Below are 12,520 nucleotides of genomic sequence, written 5' to 3'. Positions count from 1 at the left end.
TCAGCGGGCCTTGGCCCAGGAGGCGCGGCCCGCCGCGCGCAGGGCACGGGCCCGCCGCCAGCCGGTGAGGCGGTCGGTGTAGACCGTGCCCTCCAGGTGGTCGCACTCGTGCTGGAGGCAGCGGGCGAAGAAGCCCGTGCCCTCGACGCGCACCGGCCGGCCGAGCCGGTCGACGCCCTCGACGACCGCGCGGTCGAAGCGTTCCGTACCGGCCTCGATGCCGGGCAGGGACAGGCAGCCCTCCGGGCCGCGCACCGTCACCCCGTCCGCCTCCACCAGGCGCGGGTTCACGACGTGGCCGAGGTGGCGGACGTCCTCGTCGTCGGGGCAGTCGTACACGAAGACCCGCGAGGCCACGCCGACCTGGTTGGCCGCGAGGCCGACGCCCTGCGCCGCGTACATCGTCGCGAACAGGTCCTCGATGAGCCGGGACAGGGACGGCCCGAAGTCGGTGACGGGCTCGCAGGGGGTGTGCAGGACCGGGTCGCCGAGCAGAGTCATGGCTCGTACATGGCCGGAACTGCCGGGGATCGGCCGGTTTCGCATGGCACTCAGCGTACGTTCCCGGCCGCTTCGGGGGTTTCAGCAGGTGGCGCGGTTCGGGCGCCCGGCCGGATCTCGATAGGCTGAGCCCGGACCCACGCTAGGAGGAACAAGGACGATGGCAGGACACCCTGGCAATCCTGAGCCGCTGTCGCCGCGCGCCAAGCTGGCCGTGACGGCAGGAAAGGCCGCGGCGGCGGTGTCACGCGCCGCGGGACGCGGCAGCGGATCGGTGATCGGCGGCCGGGTGGCGCTCAAGCTGGACCCGGAACTGCTCGGGCGGCTGGCGCAGCACCTGGACGTCGTCCTGGTGTCGGCGACCAACGGCAAGACCACCACCACACGGCTGATCGCCGAGGCGCTGCGGGCCAGCGGCCCGGTCGTCTCGAACGCGCTCGGCGCGAACATGCCCGCGGGCATCACCTCCGCCCTCGCGGGCGGCTCGGACGCCAAGTACGGCGTGATCGAGGTCGACGAGAAGTACCTCGCCGGCGTCGCTCGCGACGTGGCGCCGAAGGCGATCGCGCTGCTCAACCTCTCCCGCGACCAGCTCGACCGCGCCGCCGAGACACGGATGCTCGCCGAGAAGTGGCGCGAGGGGCTGTCCGGCACGAAGGCGGTCGTCATCGCCAACGCCGACGACCCGCTGGTCGTCTGGGCCGCGTCCTCCTCGGCCAACGTCGTGTGGGTGGCGGCCGGTCAGGAGTGGAAGGACGACGCCTGGTCGTGCCCCGCCTGCGGCGGTGTGATGCAGCGCCCCGGCGACGACTGGTTCTGCGGTGAGTGCGGCTTCCGGCGCCCCGCCCCGAGCTGGGCGCTCAGCGGCGACCACGTCCTGGACCCGCACGGTTCGGCCTGGCCGATCCACCTCCAGCTGCCGGGCCGCGCCAACCGGGCGAACGCCGCGACCTCCGCCGCCGTCGCGGCCGTGTTCGGCGTACCTCCGCAGGTGGCGCTGGAGCGCATGTACCAGGTGCAGGCGGTGGCCGGCCGGTACGACGTGGTCTCCTTCCAGGGCCGCGACCTGCGGCTGCTGCTGGCGAAGAACCCGGCGGGCTGGCTCGAGACGTTCTCGCTGATCGACCCGCCGCCGACGCCGGTCATCCTGTCCGTCAACGCCCGCGGCGCGGACGGCACGGACACGTCCTGGCTGTGGGACGTGGACTACACACGGCTGGCCGGGCACCCGATCGTGGTCATCGGCGACCGTCGGCTTGACCTCGCGGTGCGACTCGAGGTCGCCGGCCTGGACTTCCGGGTCTGCGAGACCGTCGACGAGGCCGTGCAGCTCTCCCCGCCCGGGCGGATCGAGCTGATCGCCAACTACACCGCGTTCCAGGACGTCCGCCGCCGCGTCGGCAACTGACCCCGAGAAGGATGAGCATGAGCGACAGCAGTCTGCGTCTCGTGTGGGTCTACCCGGACCTGCTCAGTACGTACGGAGACCAGGGCAACGCCCTGGTGGTGGAGCGGCGCGCGCGTCAGCGCGGCCTGGACGTGCAGCGGGTGGACGTCCGCAGCGACCAGCCGATCCCGACGTCCGGTGACATCTACCTGATCGGCGGCGGTGAGGACCGGCCGCAGCGGCTGGCGGCCGAGCGGCTGCGCCGCGACGGCGGTCTGAACCGCGCGGCCGAGAACGGGGCCATCATCTTCTCGGTGTGCGCCGGTTACCAGATCCTCGGCCACGAGTTCATCAACGACCTCGGCGAGCGGGAGCCGGGTCTCGGCCTGCTCGACGTGGTCTCGACGCGCGGCGAGGGCGCCCGCTGCGTCGGTGACGTGCTGGCGGACATCGACCCGCGCCTGGGGCTGCCCCAGCTGACCGGGTTCGAGAACCACCAGGGCGTCACCCACCTCGGCCCGACGGCCCGGCCGTTCGCCCGGACGGTGTTCGGCAACGGCAACGGCACCGGGGACGGCACCGAGGGCGCGTTCAACGAGACCGTTTTCGGGACGTACATGCACGGACCGGTCATGGCGCGCAATCCGCAGATCGCGGACCTGCTGCTGAAGCTGGCCCTGGATGTGAACGCCCTGCCGCCGACCGACGACCGGTGGTACGAGGCGCTGCGCTCCGAGCGGATCGCGGCGGCCTCGCAGCCCGCCTGACGGGACACCGGGCGACCCTCCGGTCCCCGGTTTCGTCGGTTCCTACGACTACCGTCCAGTAGTCGGACGCTCGTTTCGGCCCCGTCACCCAACGCCGGTAGGGTGGCGGGGATCCAACCGGACGACGTGGTCCGGGAGTCGGCCCACGTTGCAAAGGTATCTCGGGCTATGCGCATTGGTGTGCTCACCTCCGGCGGCGACTGCCCCGGTCTGAACGCCGTCATCCGTTCCGTCGTGCACCGCGCCGTCGTCGACCACGGCGACGAGGTCATCGGCTTCCACGACGGTTGGAAGGGCCTCCTGGAGTGCGACTACCGCAAGCTCGACCTGGACGCGGTGGCCGGCATCCTGGCCCGTGGCGGCACCATCCTCGGCTCCTCCCGGGTGCAGCCGGCGCACCTCGTCGACGGCGTCGAGCGCGCCAAGGGGCACGTCGCCGACCTCGGCCTCGACGCGATCATCCCGATCGGCGGCGAGGGCACCCTCAAGGCGGCGAACCTCCTCTCCCAGGCCGGGCTGCCCATTGTCGGCGTACCGAAGACCATCGACAACGACATCGCGTCGACCGACGTCACCTTCGGGTTCGACACCGCCGTCGGGGTCGCCACCGAGGCGCTCGACCGGCTCAAGACGACCGCCGAGTCCCACCAGCGCGTGCTGATCGTCGAGGTCATGGGCCGGCACACCGGCTGGATCGCGCTGCACTCGGGCATGGCCGCCGGCGCGCACGCGATCGTCGTGCCCGAGCGGCCCTTCGACATCGACGAGCTGACGGCCCGGGTCGGGGCGCGGTTCGCGGCGGGCAAGAAGTTCGCCATCGTCGTGGTGGCGGAGGGCGCCAAGCCGCGCGCGGGCTCCATGGAGTTCAACGAGGGCGGCAAGGACATCTACGGGCACGAACGGTTCGCCGGCGTTGCCCAGCAGCTGGCCGGCGAGCTGGAGCACCGGCTCGGCAAGGAGGCCCGTGCGGTGATCCTCGGCCACGTCCAGCGGGGCGGGACGCCGACGGCGTACGACCGGGTGCTGGCGACGCGGTTCGGCTGGCACGCGGTGGAGGCCGCGCACCGGGGCGAATTCGGCATGCTGACCGCCCTGCGCGGCACGGACATCGTGATGGTGCCGCTGGCCCAGGCCGTGGAGACGCTGAAGACCGTGCCGGCGGAGCGGTACGACGAGGCGGAGACCGTCCTGTGACGCCCGTGTCGTGATCTCGTCCCGCTCGGGACCACCCGCCCCCGGTCGCAGCCGCGATCGGGGGCGGTTCTAGTCTGGACCCCGCAAGCGGACAACCCAGCACGAAACGAGTCAGGAGCCGGCGGATGGATCACAGCGGGCACGGCACGCACGACATGCCCATGGATCTGCCGCCGTTCACCCTGGGGCGGGCCCTGGAGTTCTCGCCGGACCTCTTCTTCCTCACCGGCTGTCTGGTGGCCCTCGGTCTGTACGGATGGGGCGTGGCGCGGCTGCGCCGGCGCGGGGACGCCTGGCCGGCCGGCCGGACGGTGTTCTTCACGGTCGGGGTGCTCAGCATCGCGCTGGTGATGTGCACCGCGCTGAACGACTACGGCATGGTCATGTTCAGCGTGCACATGGTCCAGCACATGGTCGTCAGCATGCTCTCGCCGATCCTGCTGCTGCTCGGCGCCCCGGTGACGCTGGCGCTGCGCGCCCTCCCGGTCGCGCCCCGGCGTGGCGCCAAGGGGCCGCGCGAGCTGCTGCTGGCGCTGCTGCACAGCCGCTACATGCGGATCATCACGCACCCGGTGTTCACGATCCCGCTGTTCATCGCGAGTCTGTACGCGCTGTACTTCACGCCGCTGTTCGACTTCCTGATGAGCTCCCGGCCGGGGCACATCGCGATGATGGTGCACTTCCTCGCGGTCGGGCTGGTGTTCTTCTGGCCGATCATGGGCGTGGACCCCGGGCCGCACCGGCCCGGCTACGTGATGCGGATGCTGGAGCTGTTCGCGGGCATGCCGTTCCACGCCTTCTTCGGCATCGCGCTGATGATGGCGACGGAGCCGATGGTCAAGGTGTACGCGAACCCGCCGGCCTCGCTCGGCATCGACGCCCTCGACGACCAGAACGCGGCGGGCGGCATCGCCTGGGCGTTCAGCGAGATCCCGTCGGTGCTGGTGCTGATCGCGCTGGTCTACCAGTGGTACCGGTCCGAGCAGCGTCAGGCGGTGCGCACGGACAGGGCGGCCGACCGGGACGGGGACAAGGAACTGGAGGCGTACAACGCCTACCTCGCCTCCCTCCAGGCGCGCGGGCGGTAGCACCGGGCCGCGCGCCGGGGCGGTGGCGCCGGGTGCGCCGCCCGGGCTCGCAGGACCGGCCGGCCGGGCGGGCCGGCCGGGCGGGCCCGTAGGGCCGGTGACGCCGGGGCAGTAGCGCCGGGCCCCCCTCCGGGGCGACCATGGCGGTACGGCCGCCATGAGGAGGACGCGCATGTCCGGTTCCACGAAGACGATGAGCGGGCTGACCATCGGGGCGCTGGTGGTGACCACGGCGTACACGGTGGCGCTCGGCAGCAACGGCTGGCTGTGGTTCGGCTGGGTGGTGCTGGGACTGGTGACCATCGGGATGGCGGCGACCCGGGACTCGTGACCGGGCAGGCCGAGCCGCCGGCCGGGAGCCCTCAGAACCGGAAGAGCGGTCCCGTCGCGGTGTCCAGCACGCAGACGTTCGGGTACGTCTTGCGCCAGTCCATCCGCAGGCCGCGCCATTCCCCGACCGCACGGGCGGTGACGGGGTCGAACCTCTTGGTGCACGGGTGCGGGTCGGTGACGAGCCGGTCGGGGTTCCCGTGCGCCGCGTCCAGGGCCGCGCACGCCCCCTCGGCGTCGGGGTGCGGGCCGCTGGGGCGGGGCGAGCAGCGCAGCCGTACGCCGCGGATCCAGCTCTCGTCACCGCCCGAGACGGTGAGGAAGAGCCCGGTCTCCCCGTCGAGGACGGGCTCCTGGGTGTCGGCGTGGACGGGGACGGCCGCGGCGAGCGCGAGGAGGACGGCTGCTGCGGCGGTGGCGCGGAGGGACATCTGGTACTCCCGGGGCCTCAGGTGTGGGCACGCAGGGCCAGGGCACCCCCGTCCGGGGGCCGCGGCAAGCCGCCGCGCCGCGCGGTACCGCGGACGGCCCACACGTCACCGGGTCCGGGCGGGTGTCCGCTCCCCGTCGCGCCGGGCGGCGGCCACCGCGGCGAGGACCAGGCCGACGCCCAGGACGATCAGTCCGCGCAGCCAGACCTCCGGCTCGACCTGGGTGGCGAGCAGCACGCAGGAGGCGGCGCCGAGGACCGGGAGGACGGTCGGCGCCCGGAAGTGCCCGGGGACGCCCGGGTCGCGGCGCAGGACGAGCACGGCGGTGTTGACCATGAAGAACACCACCAGGAGCAGCAGCACCAGGGTGGAGGCGAGGGTGGCGACGCTGCCCGTGAGGGCCAGCACCATCGACAGGGCCGTGGTGAGCGCGATGGCGGCCCACGGGGTGCGGCGGCCCGGCAGCACCTTCGTCAGGGCGGCGGGCAGCAGCCCGTCACGGGCCATGCCGTAGGCGAGCCGGGAGGACATGATGCCGGTCAGCAGGGCGCCGTTCGCGACGGCGACCAGCGCGATCGCGCTGAACAGCCAGACCGGTACGCCGCCCGCCGCCTTCACCACCTCCAGCAGGGGACCGCTGGAGGCGGCCAGCGTCCCGGTCGGCACGGCGGCGGAGGCGGCCAGGCCCACCAGGACGTACACCGCGCCGGCCGTGGCGAGCGCGCCGAACAGGGCGCGCGGGTAGGAGCGCCGGGGGTCGCGGGTCTCCTCGGCGACGTTGACCGAGGTCTCGAAGCCCACGAAGGAGTAGTACGCGAGGACCGCGCCGCTCAGCACGGCGGCGGCGGCGCCGTGCTCGGCGGTGCCGAGCCGGGTGAGCCGGTCGGGGTCGCCCTCGCCCCGCAGCAGCAGCCAGGCGCCCAGGACGACGACGATCGCCAGCCCGCCCAGCTCGACGAGGGTGGCCACCACGTTGGCGCGGGTGGACTCCTGGATGCCGCGGGCGTTGAGCAGGGCGAGGGCGGCCAGGAAGACCACCGCGACCAGGGCGACGGGGAGGGTGACGAAGGCCGTCAGGTAGTCCCCGGCGAAGCCCCGGGCGAGCGCGCCGACGGAGACGATCCCGGCGGCGAGCATGCAGAAACCGGCCAGGAAGCCGGCGAACGGGCCGTAGGCGCGGGTGGCGTAGTGGGAGGCGCCACCGGCTCGCGGGTATTTGGTGGCGAGCTCGGCGTAGGAGGCCGCCGTCAGCATGGCCAGGGCGAGGGCGGCGGCGAGCGGCACCCAGACGGCGCCCCCGGAGTCGGCGGCGACCTGGCCGATCAGGACGTACACGCCGGCGCCGAGGACGTCACCGAGGATGAAGAAGTACAGGAGAGGGGTGGTGAGCGCGCGCTTGAGCGGCTGATCGTTCGCTGTCGACATGAGGGCCCGTCTGCCCCGGATGCCGACCGGCAGACGGGACCTTGGTCACTGGTGGGAGGGGGTCGGCGTGGGGCGGAAGGTCCCGGAGCGGAAGCGGGCCGGGAGCCGGGGGTGGGGGAGGAGGCCGCCGGGTGCGGGCGAGCGCCCCTCCGGCGGTCCGGGCGGGTGGTCAGCGGCGCATGGGGCCCCAGGGGCGGCGCTGACGGGCCACCTCGTCCTGCGCCTCCTCGATGACGGCCAGGTCGATCCAGCTGACCGGTTCGATGTCGCACACCAGCGGTTCGTTGTCGGGGCCGCGGCCGACCTCGCGCCCGCGCAGTGTCCAGGGACGTACGTCACCGTCCCGGTCGCGTCGCAGGTGGCAGTAGTCGTACAGCCGGCGCGCGACCCACAGGCGCAGGGAGCGGTCGCCCCACCACGACTCCACCTGGAGCGGGTTCGCCGACAGGCCCGGCATGGGGATGCCCGTGAGCTCGTCGACGCTGCGGCTCGCGTCCAGGTCGCGGGCCGGGCCCCGTGACCAGCGGACGTAGAGCGGTCCCCGGCGCTCCACGAGATCGCCCAGCTCCCGCAGGGAGCGCACCGTGGGCAGCTCGGTCTCGCCCTCCGGGGTCACGGGCCGGTCGGTCGTGTACGTCATGGGTCCACCCTCCTCGTCGTACGGAGGACCACCGCATACCCCGCCATTTTCCGGCGACGCGCCGCCTGCCACCACGCGACCGCCGCCGACCGCGTGGTGGCGCGCCGCCCGTCCGGCCGGCAACCGGGTGCCGCCCGGCCACTGTCCGTCCCTCGTCAACGTGCGGGGAACACTCAGAGGATGCACTCGTGCGCGCACGGTAGCGCAAGGGGCGCTTGGGGCGCTGGGTGTGCGCCCCGCGCGTACCTCAGGGCAATGTTCCAGCCGCGCCGCTCGGGGAAGCCGCATGGGTGGCCGAACGGCAACCCGGCGTGCTCGGCCGGGGGGGATCCCAGGGAGGGGATGGAACGTGACGAAGGTGCTTGTTCTGCACAGCGTCAGTCTGCTGAGATCGGCGCTCGTGGCGCTGTTGAAATCGGAGGGGGCGTTCGACGTGTTCTCGGCCGGGTGGCGCTCGGCGGCGAGGCACGTCGGGGCGTTACGGCCGGACGTGTGCGTGGTCGACCTCGACTGTCCGGGCGCGGCTGGGCTGCTGGACGGCGGGGCGGACGCGGACCGGGAGCTGCTGGGCGCCGGTACGGCGCTGCTGGTGCTGGCGTCGGCGGGGCGGCCGGGGGCGCTGCGCCGGGCGTTCGAGGCGCGGGCGCTGGGCTACGTGGACAAGCACGGTTCGCCGCACCGCCTGGTGCGGGGCATCCGCAAGGTGGCGGAGGGCGAGCGGTTCGTGGACGAGTCGCTCGCCTTCGGTTTTCTGGAGGCGTCCAGGATGCCGCTGACCGCGCGGGAGCTGAGCGTGCTGGCCCGGGCGGCGGAGGGGGAGTCCATCGCGGAGATAGCGCGGGGCCTGCACCTGTCGAACGGGACGGTGCGCAACTACATGGCGTCGGCCACCCGGAAGGTGGGCGCGCGCAACCGGATAGACGCGATCCGGATATCGCAGTGCGCCGGGTGGGTGTAGGGGGCCGGACGGCTGTGGCGGGCCGGGCGGGTCAGGCCGCGTCGGGCTGCCACAGCCCGGCGAGGTCCCGGTAGAGGGCCGAACGCGCGAGCAGTTCGTCGTGCGGGGCGCACTGGGCGCGGTCGCCGTCCAGCACCAGGACCCGGTCCGCCCGCACGGCGGACGAGATGCGGTGGGCGACGACGACCAGGGCGCCGGGCCGGGCGGCGAGCGCGCGCTCGGCCCGTTCCTCCGTGTCGGGGTCGAGGTGGCACGTCGCCTCGTCCAGGAGCAGGAGCGGGGCGGGCGACAGGTAGGCGCGGCCGAGCGCGAGACGTTGCCGTTCGCCCTGCGACAGCCGGCCCGGGTCGATCACCGCGTCCGGGCCGCCGAGCCTGCGGACGAGCGGCCCGAGTCCCAGGGCGTCCACCGCCCGCCGCACCTCGTCGGGGGTGGCGCCGGGGTGGAGGTAGCGGAGGTTGTCCAGGACGGTGCCGGTGAAGACGTACGCCTGCTGCGGCAGCAGGGCGGGGGCGCCCGGCACGGTGACCGTGCCCCCGGTCGGGGCGACGAGCCCCGCGAGGAGGGCGGTCAGGGTGGACTTGCCGATGCCGCTCGGCCCCACGACGGCGAGGTGCTCCCCCGGCCCGACGACCAGGTCGAGTCCGTCCAGCACCGGGCGCGCGCCGGGGCCGTAGGCGAAGCTGACGCCGCGCAGTTCGGCGGCCGGCTGCCCGGCGCCGGGGCCGGCGGGTGCGGGACGGTCCTCCGCCGGGGTCGCGGACACCGGCGACCGGGGGGCCCGCGTCGCGGGCACCGGGGCGTCGGCCGGCGGGTCGGTGAAGCGCTCCAGGACCACCAGCAGTCGCGTGCCCGCCGCGCCCAGCGCGGTCATCAGCGCGTCCAGCGCCGGCAGCAGGGCCTGTACGAGATAGGTGAGGGCGCCGAGCAGCGCGCCCGCGGTGACCCCCTCGCGCAGCAGCCACGGGGTGGCCACCAGCAGGGCGACGACGGGCAGCCGGCCCGCCGCGCCCAGGGCGAGCGTGCGGACGGCCGCCCAGCGGGCCAGGCGGCGGGAGAGCCGGGCCTCGGCGTCCACGAGCCGCCCCGCCTCGGCGGCGACGTGCCGCTCGCCGCCGCACGCGGCCACGTCCCGCAGCCCGGCGCCGACCGCTCCGACCTGGGCCGACAGGGCCTCGTCGGCGTCGAGGAAGGCCCGCTGCACGGCGGCCATGGGGGCGAGGGTGGCGAGGAACACGGCCAGTCCGAGCAGCAGCGGCGGCAGCACGACGAGCGTCAGCGCGGGCTCCAGCGAGGCCATGCCGACCAGTGCCCCGAGGGCGGTGAACACGAAGGAACGGGCGGTCAGGACGAGTCCGGCGAAGCTGTCGCGGGCGATCTCGGTCTGGTGGGTGAGCCGGGAGACGGCCGTGCTTCCCGCCGCGCGCTCGGCGCGCGCCGGATCGGCGACCGCCGCCGTGAGTGCGTGCGCCACGGCACGGCGGACGAGGCCGTCCCGCAGCGGTTCGACCAGGCCCGCCAGTCCGGTGAACACCCCCCGTACGGCGAGCCCGCCGAGGAGCGCCCCGGCGGCGGCCACCGCCAGCCAGAGCAGGCCGGTTCCGGTACGCCCGGCGAGGAAGCCGTCGTCGAGGGCCCGGGCGACGCCGTAGCCGCCGAGGAAGGTGTGGGCGGACTCCAGCAACGACCAGGCGGCGAGGCGCAGTACGTCGCGCCTGCGCCGCAGCAGGAAGCGCCGCCCCTCGGGGAGGACCCGGCCCGCCGTCACGCCTCCTCCGGGCCGGCCGAGGCGAAGACGGCCCGGTACGCGGGTTCCCGCCACAGCGTCCGGTGCGGTCCGACGGCGCGTACCCGGCCGTCCTCCAGCCACACCACGAGGTCGGCCCTGGCCGCGGAGGAGAGCCGGTGGGCGACGACCAGCCGGGTGCCCGGCCGGACGTCGTGGACCAGCGCCCGCTCCACCTGCCGCTGGGTGACGGTGTCCAGGCCGGACATCGCGTCGTCGAGGATCAGCAGGCGGCCCGCGTGGGCGAACGCCCGTGCCAGGCCCAGGCGCTGGAACTCGCCGCCGGAGAGCGGCGCGTCCGCGAGCGGCGTGTCGTAGCCGTCGGGCAGCCGTACGACGAAGGCGTCCGCGCCGGCCGCGCGGGCGGCGGTCCGGACCGTGTCCGGCGGCGCCGGGTCGGCGCCGAACGCGATGGCCGCGCCGACCGTCGCCCCGAACAGCGCCGGCCGGCTGAAGGCGTACCCGACCTCCCGCCGCAGCTGCCGGGGGTCGACGCGGTCCAGTCGGACGCCGTCCAGCAGGACGTGTCCGGCGTCGGGGTCGACGAGCCGGCCCGCGACGGCGGCGAGCAGGGACTTGCCCGCGCCCGACCGGCCGACCACGGCGGCGGTCGTCCCGCCGGGGACCCGCAGGTCGACGTCGTGCAGGACGGTCGCCCCGTCCCGTACGACGGTCACGCCGCGCAGTTCGAGCGCCCCCGCGCCGTCGGCGGGCAGCGCCTCCCGGCCGTGCGGGACCGCCGGGAGGGCGAGGAGCTCGGCGGTGCGGCGGGCGGCGGCCCGGCCGCGGACCAGCCCGCCGAGGGCCGCGGCGACCGAACCGACGCCGGCGGCGAGGGCCGCGTACCGCGAGGCGGCGACCAGGTCGCCCACGCCCAGGTCTCCGGAGGCCAGCCGGACGCCGCCGACGGCGAGGACGACGCTCACCAGGAGGGGCATCAGCACACCGCTGCGGGCGACGGCGCGGCCGTACACGAGCCACATCGCGCGTCCCTCGGCGGCGAGTTCGGGGAGGGGCGCGAGGATGCGGCGCCGTTCGCGCGCGGCGGTGCCGGCGGCGGCGATCGTCCGGGCGCCGGTCAGCGCCTCGACGAGGCGGTCCGCCATGCCGGACTGCACCTGCTGGTAGCGGGAGACGGTCCGGGCGGAGGTGCGGGCGAAGGCCCGCAGCAGCAGGACGAGCAGCGGTACGCCGGCCAGGAAGGCGGCGGCCGTCCACAGGTCGATCAGGAGCAGCGCGACGAGGGCCCCGAGGGGCGGGAGGACGGTGGCGAGGGCGCTCGCGGCGGTCGCCGGGACGGTGCCGGCCTCGGTGGCGTTGGCGGTCAGCCGGGTGGCGAGGTCCCCGGGGGCGAAGCGGGCCGCGGCCCGGTGCGGGGAGGCGGCGAGCAGGCGGCCGAGGGCGCGGTGGCGGAGCCAGGCGGTGGACCGGGCGTTCGTGGCGCCGGTCAGCAGGGCCACCAGGGCGTCGAGGACGACCTCGGCGACGATCAGCGCGGCGCACAGGGCCACCCAGCGGGGTGCGGCGGCGGATCCGGCGAGCAGCAGGTCGAGGCTCCGCCCGAGGACGGCAGGCTCGGCGAGGGCGGCCAGTGCGGCCCCCACGGAGCAGACCAGGATGGCCACGGCCCGCGCCCCGCTGTGCCGGACGGCGCCCCACAGCACGCGATCGGCCTCCCTCGGCCGGCCGCCCGCCCCGGACTTGGCCGCCCCGTCGAGGGCGCCGGTTCCCCGGCTGCCGGCCGTCGTGTCGGCGGATCCGGCTCCGGGGCCGGCCGTGTCGGCGGAACCGGGGGCGGCCGGCTCCTCGACCGGGGCGGGCCCGAAGTCGGCCGGCCCGGCGGCGCCGGTCGCGCGGACCGTCGGACCGTCGGCGGGGTGGGTCTCGGGGGGCGCGTCCCGGGGCGGTGGGGCGGAGGGGGGGCGCGCGGGCACGCGCGGGCCGGCTTCCGGGTGCGACGGGGAGGTCATGGGGAGCGGCGTCCTCCTCGGGCGGGACGGGGACGGTCCCGGG

12 protein-coding genes are annotated in these 12,520 nt (G+C 75.1%); 6 read left to right on the top strand and 6 right to left on the bottom strand.

Annotated features, from left to right (window positions below):
• Window positions 1-546 (bottom strand): peptide deformylase, encoded by a 546-nt coding sequence (gene def, locus IE109_RS18530; RefSeq protein ID WP_189552022.1) that lies wholly within the window; start codon window positions 544-546, stop codon window positions 1-3.
• A 115-nt stretch (window positions 547-661) separates the two neighbouring features.
• On the opposite strand from def, the gene IE109_RS18525 reads away from it, so the two are divergent.
• From IE109_RS18525 to IE109_RS18505, 5 genes are all read left to right on the top strand, one after another.
• Window positions 662-1,909 carry a Mur ligase family protein gene (locus IE109_RS18525; RefSeq protein WP_189552021.1) on the top strand — a complete coding sequence of 416 codons (1,248 nt, stop codon included), beginning with the start codon at window positions 662-664 and terminating at the stop codon, window positions 1,907-1,909.
• 17 nt (window positions 1,910-1,926) lie between these two features.
• Window positions 1,927-2,655: a type 1 glutamine amidotransferase gene (locus IE109_RS18520; RefSeq protein WP_189552020.1), complete on the top strand. Its 729-nt coding sequence runs from the start codon at window positions 1,927-1,929 to the stop codon at window positions 2,653-2,655.
• A gap of 168 nt (window positions 2,656-2,823) precedes the next feature.
• Window positions 2,824-3,849, top strand: a complete 1,026-nt coding sequence (locus IE109_RS18515; RefSeq protein ID WP_189552019.1) for a 6-phosphofructokinase — start codon at window positions 2,824-2,826, stop codon at window positions 3,847-3,849.
• 125 nt (window positions 3,850-3,974) lie between these two features.
• Window positions 3,975-4,937: a cytochrome c oxidase assembly protein gene (locus tag IE109_RS18510; RefSeq protein WP_189552018.1), complete on the top strand. Its 963-nt coding sequence runs from the start codon at window positions 3,975-3,977 to the stop codon at window positions 4,935-4,937.
• A 172-nt stretch (window positions 4,938-5,109) separates the two neighbouring features.
• Window positions 5,110-5,268 carry a hypothetical protein gene (locus IE109_RS18505; protein WP_189552017.1) on the top strand — a complete coding sequence of 53 codons (159 nt, stop codon included), beginning with the start codon at window positions 5,110-5,112 and terminating at the stop codon, window positions 5,266-5,268.
• A 31-nt stretch (window positions 5,269-5,299) separates the two neighbouring features.
• Here the strand turns inward: IE109_RS18505 and IE109_RS18500 are convergent, their stop codons facing one another.
• The 3 genes from IE109_RS18500 to IE109_RS18490 all read right to left on the bottom strand — a co-directional run bounded on the left by IE109_RS18500 (window position 5,300) and on the right by IE109_RS18490 (window position 7,763).
• Entirely contained in the window at window positions 5,300-5,698 is a 399-nt protein-coding gene (locus IE109_RS18500) for an SSI family serine proteinase inhibitor (protein ID WP_189552016.1), read from the bottom strand.
• 105 nt (window positions 5,699-5,803) lie between these two features.
• On the bottom strand, window positions 5,804-7,123 hold the full coding sequence (locus tag IE109_RS18495; RefSeq protein WP_189552015.1) for an APC family permease: 1,320 nt from the start codon (window positions 7,121-7,123) through the stop codon (window positions 5,804-5,806).
• A gap of 169 nt (window positions 7,124-7,292) precedes the next feature.
• Window positions 7,293-7,763 (bottom strand): DUF6098 family protein, encoded by a 471-nt coding sequence (locus IE109_RS18490; protein WP_189552014.1) that lies wholly within the window; start codon window positions 7,761-7,763, stop codon window positions 7,293-7,295.
• 349 nt (window positions 7,764-8,112) lie between these two features.
• Here IE109_RS18490 and IE109_RS18485 point away from each other — a divergent pair, with 349 nt between their 5' ends.
• Window positions 8,113-8,721 carry a response regulator transcription factor gene (locus IE109_RS18485; protein ID WP_229891213.1) on the top strand — a complete coding sequence of 203 codons (609 nt, stop codon included), beginning with the start codon at window positions 8,113-8,115 and terminating at the stop codon, window positions 8,719-8,721.
• Window positions 8,722-8,752: 31 nt separating this feature from the next.
• Here the strand turns inward: IE109_RS18485 and IE109_RS18480 are convergent, their stop codons facing one another.
• Both IE109_RS18480 and IE109_RS18475 read right to left on the bottom strand, forming a co-directional pair.
• A complete protein-coding gene (locus tag IE109_RS18480) occupies window positions 8,753-10,489 on the bottom strand; it encodes an ATP-binding cassette domain-containing protein (RefSeq protein WP_229891211.1) in 1,737 nt (578 codons plus the stop codon).
• Window positions 10,486-12,477, bottom strand: coding sequence for an ABC transporter ATP-binding protein (locus tag IE109_RS18475; RefSeq protein ID WP_189552011.1), 1,992 nt, complete (start codon window positions 12,475-12,477; stop codon window positions 10,486-10,488). Before IE109_RS18475 ends, IE109_RS18480 begins: the two co-directional genes overlap by 4 nt.
• Window positions 12,478-12,520: the final 43 nt, after the last annotated feature.

Origin of the sequence: Streptomyces lavendofoliae (assembly GCF_014649735.1) — a bacterium.
In the GTDB taxonomy this organism is placed as follows: Bacteria; Actinomycetota; Actinomycetes; order Streptomycetales; family Streptomycetaceae; genus Streptomyces; species Streptomyces lavendofoliae.
The sequence above is the reverse complement of the archived record's forward strand: the minus strand, read 5'-3'. Positions and strand labels throughout refer to the sequence as shown.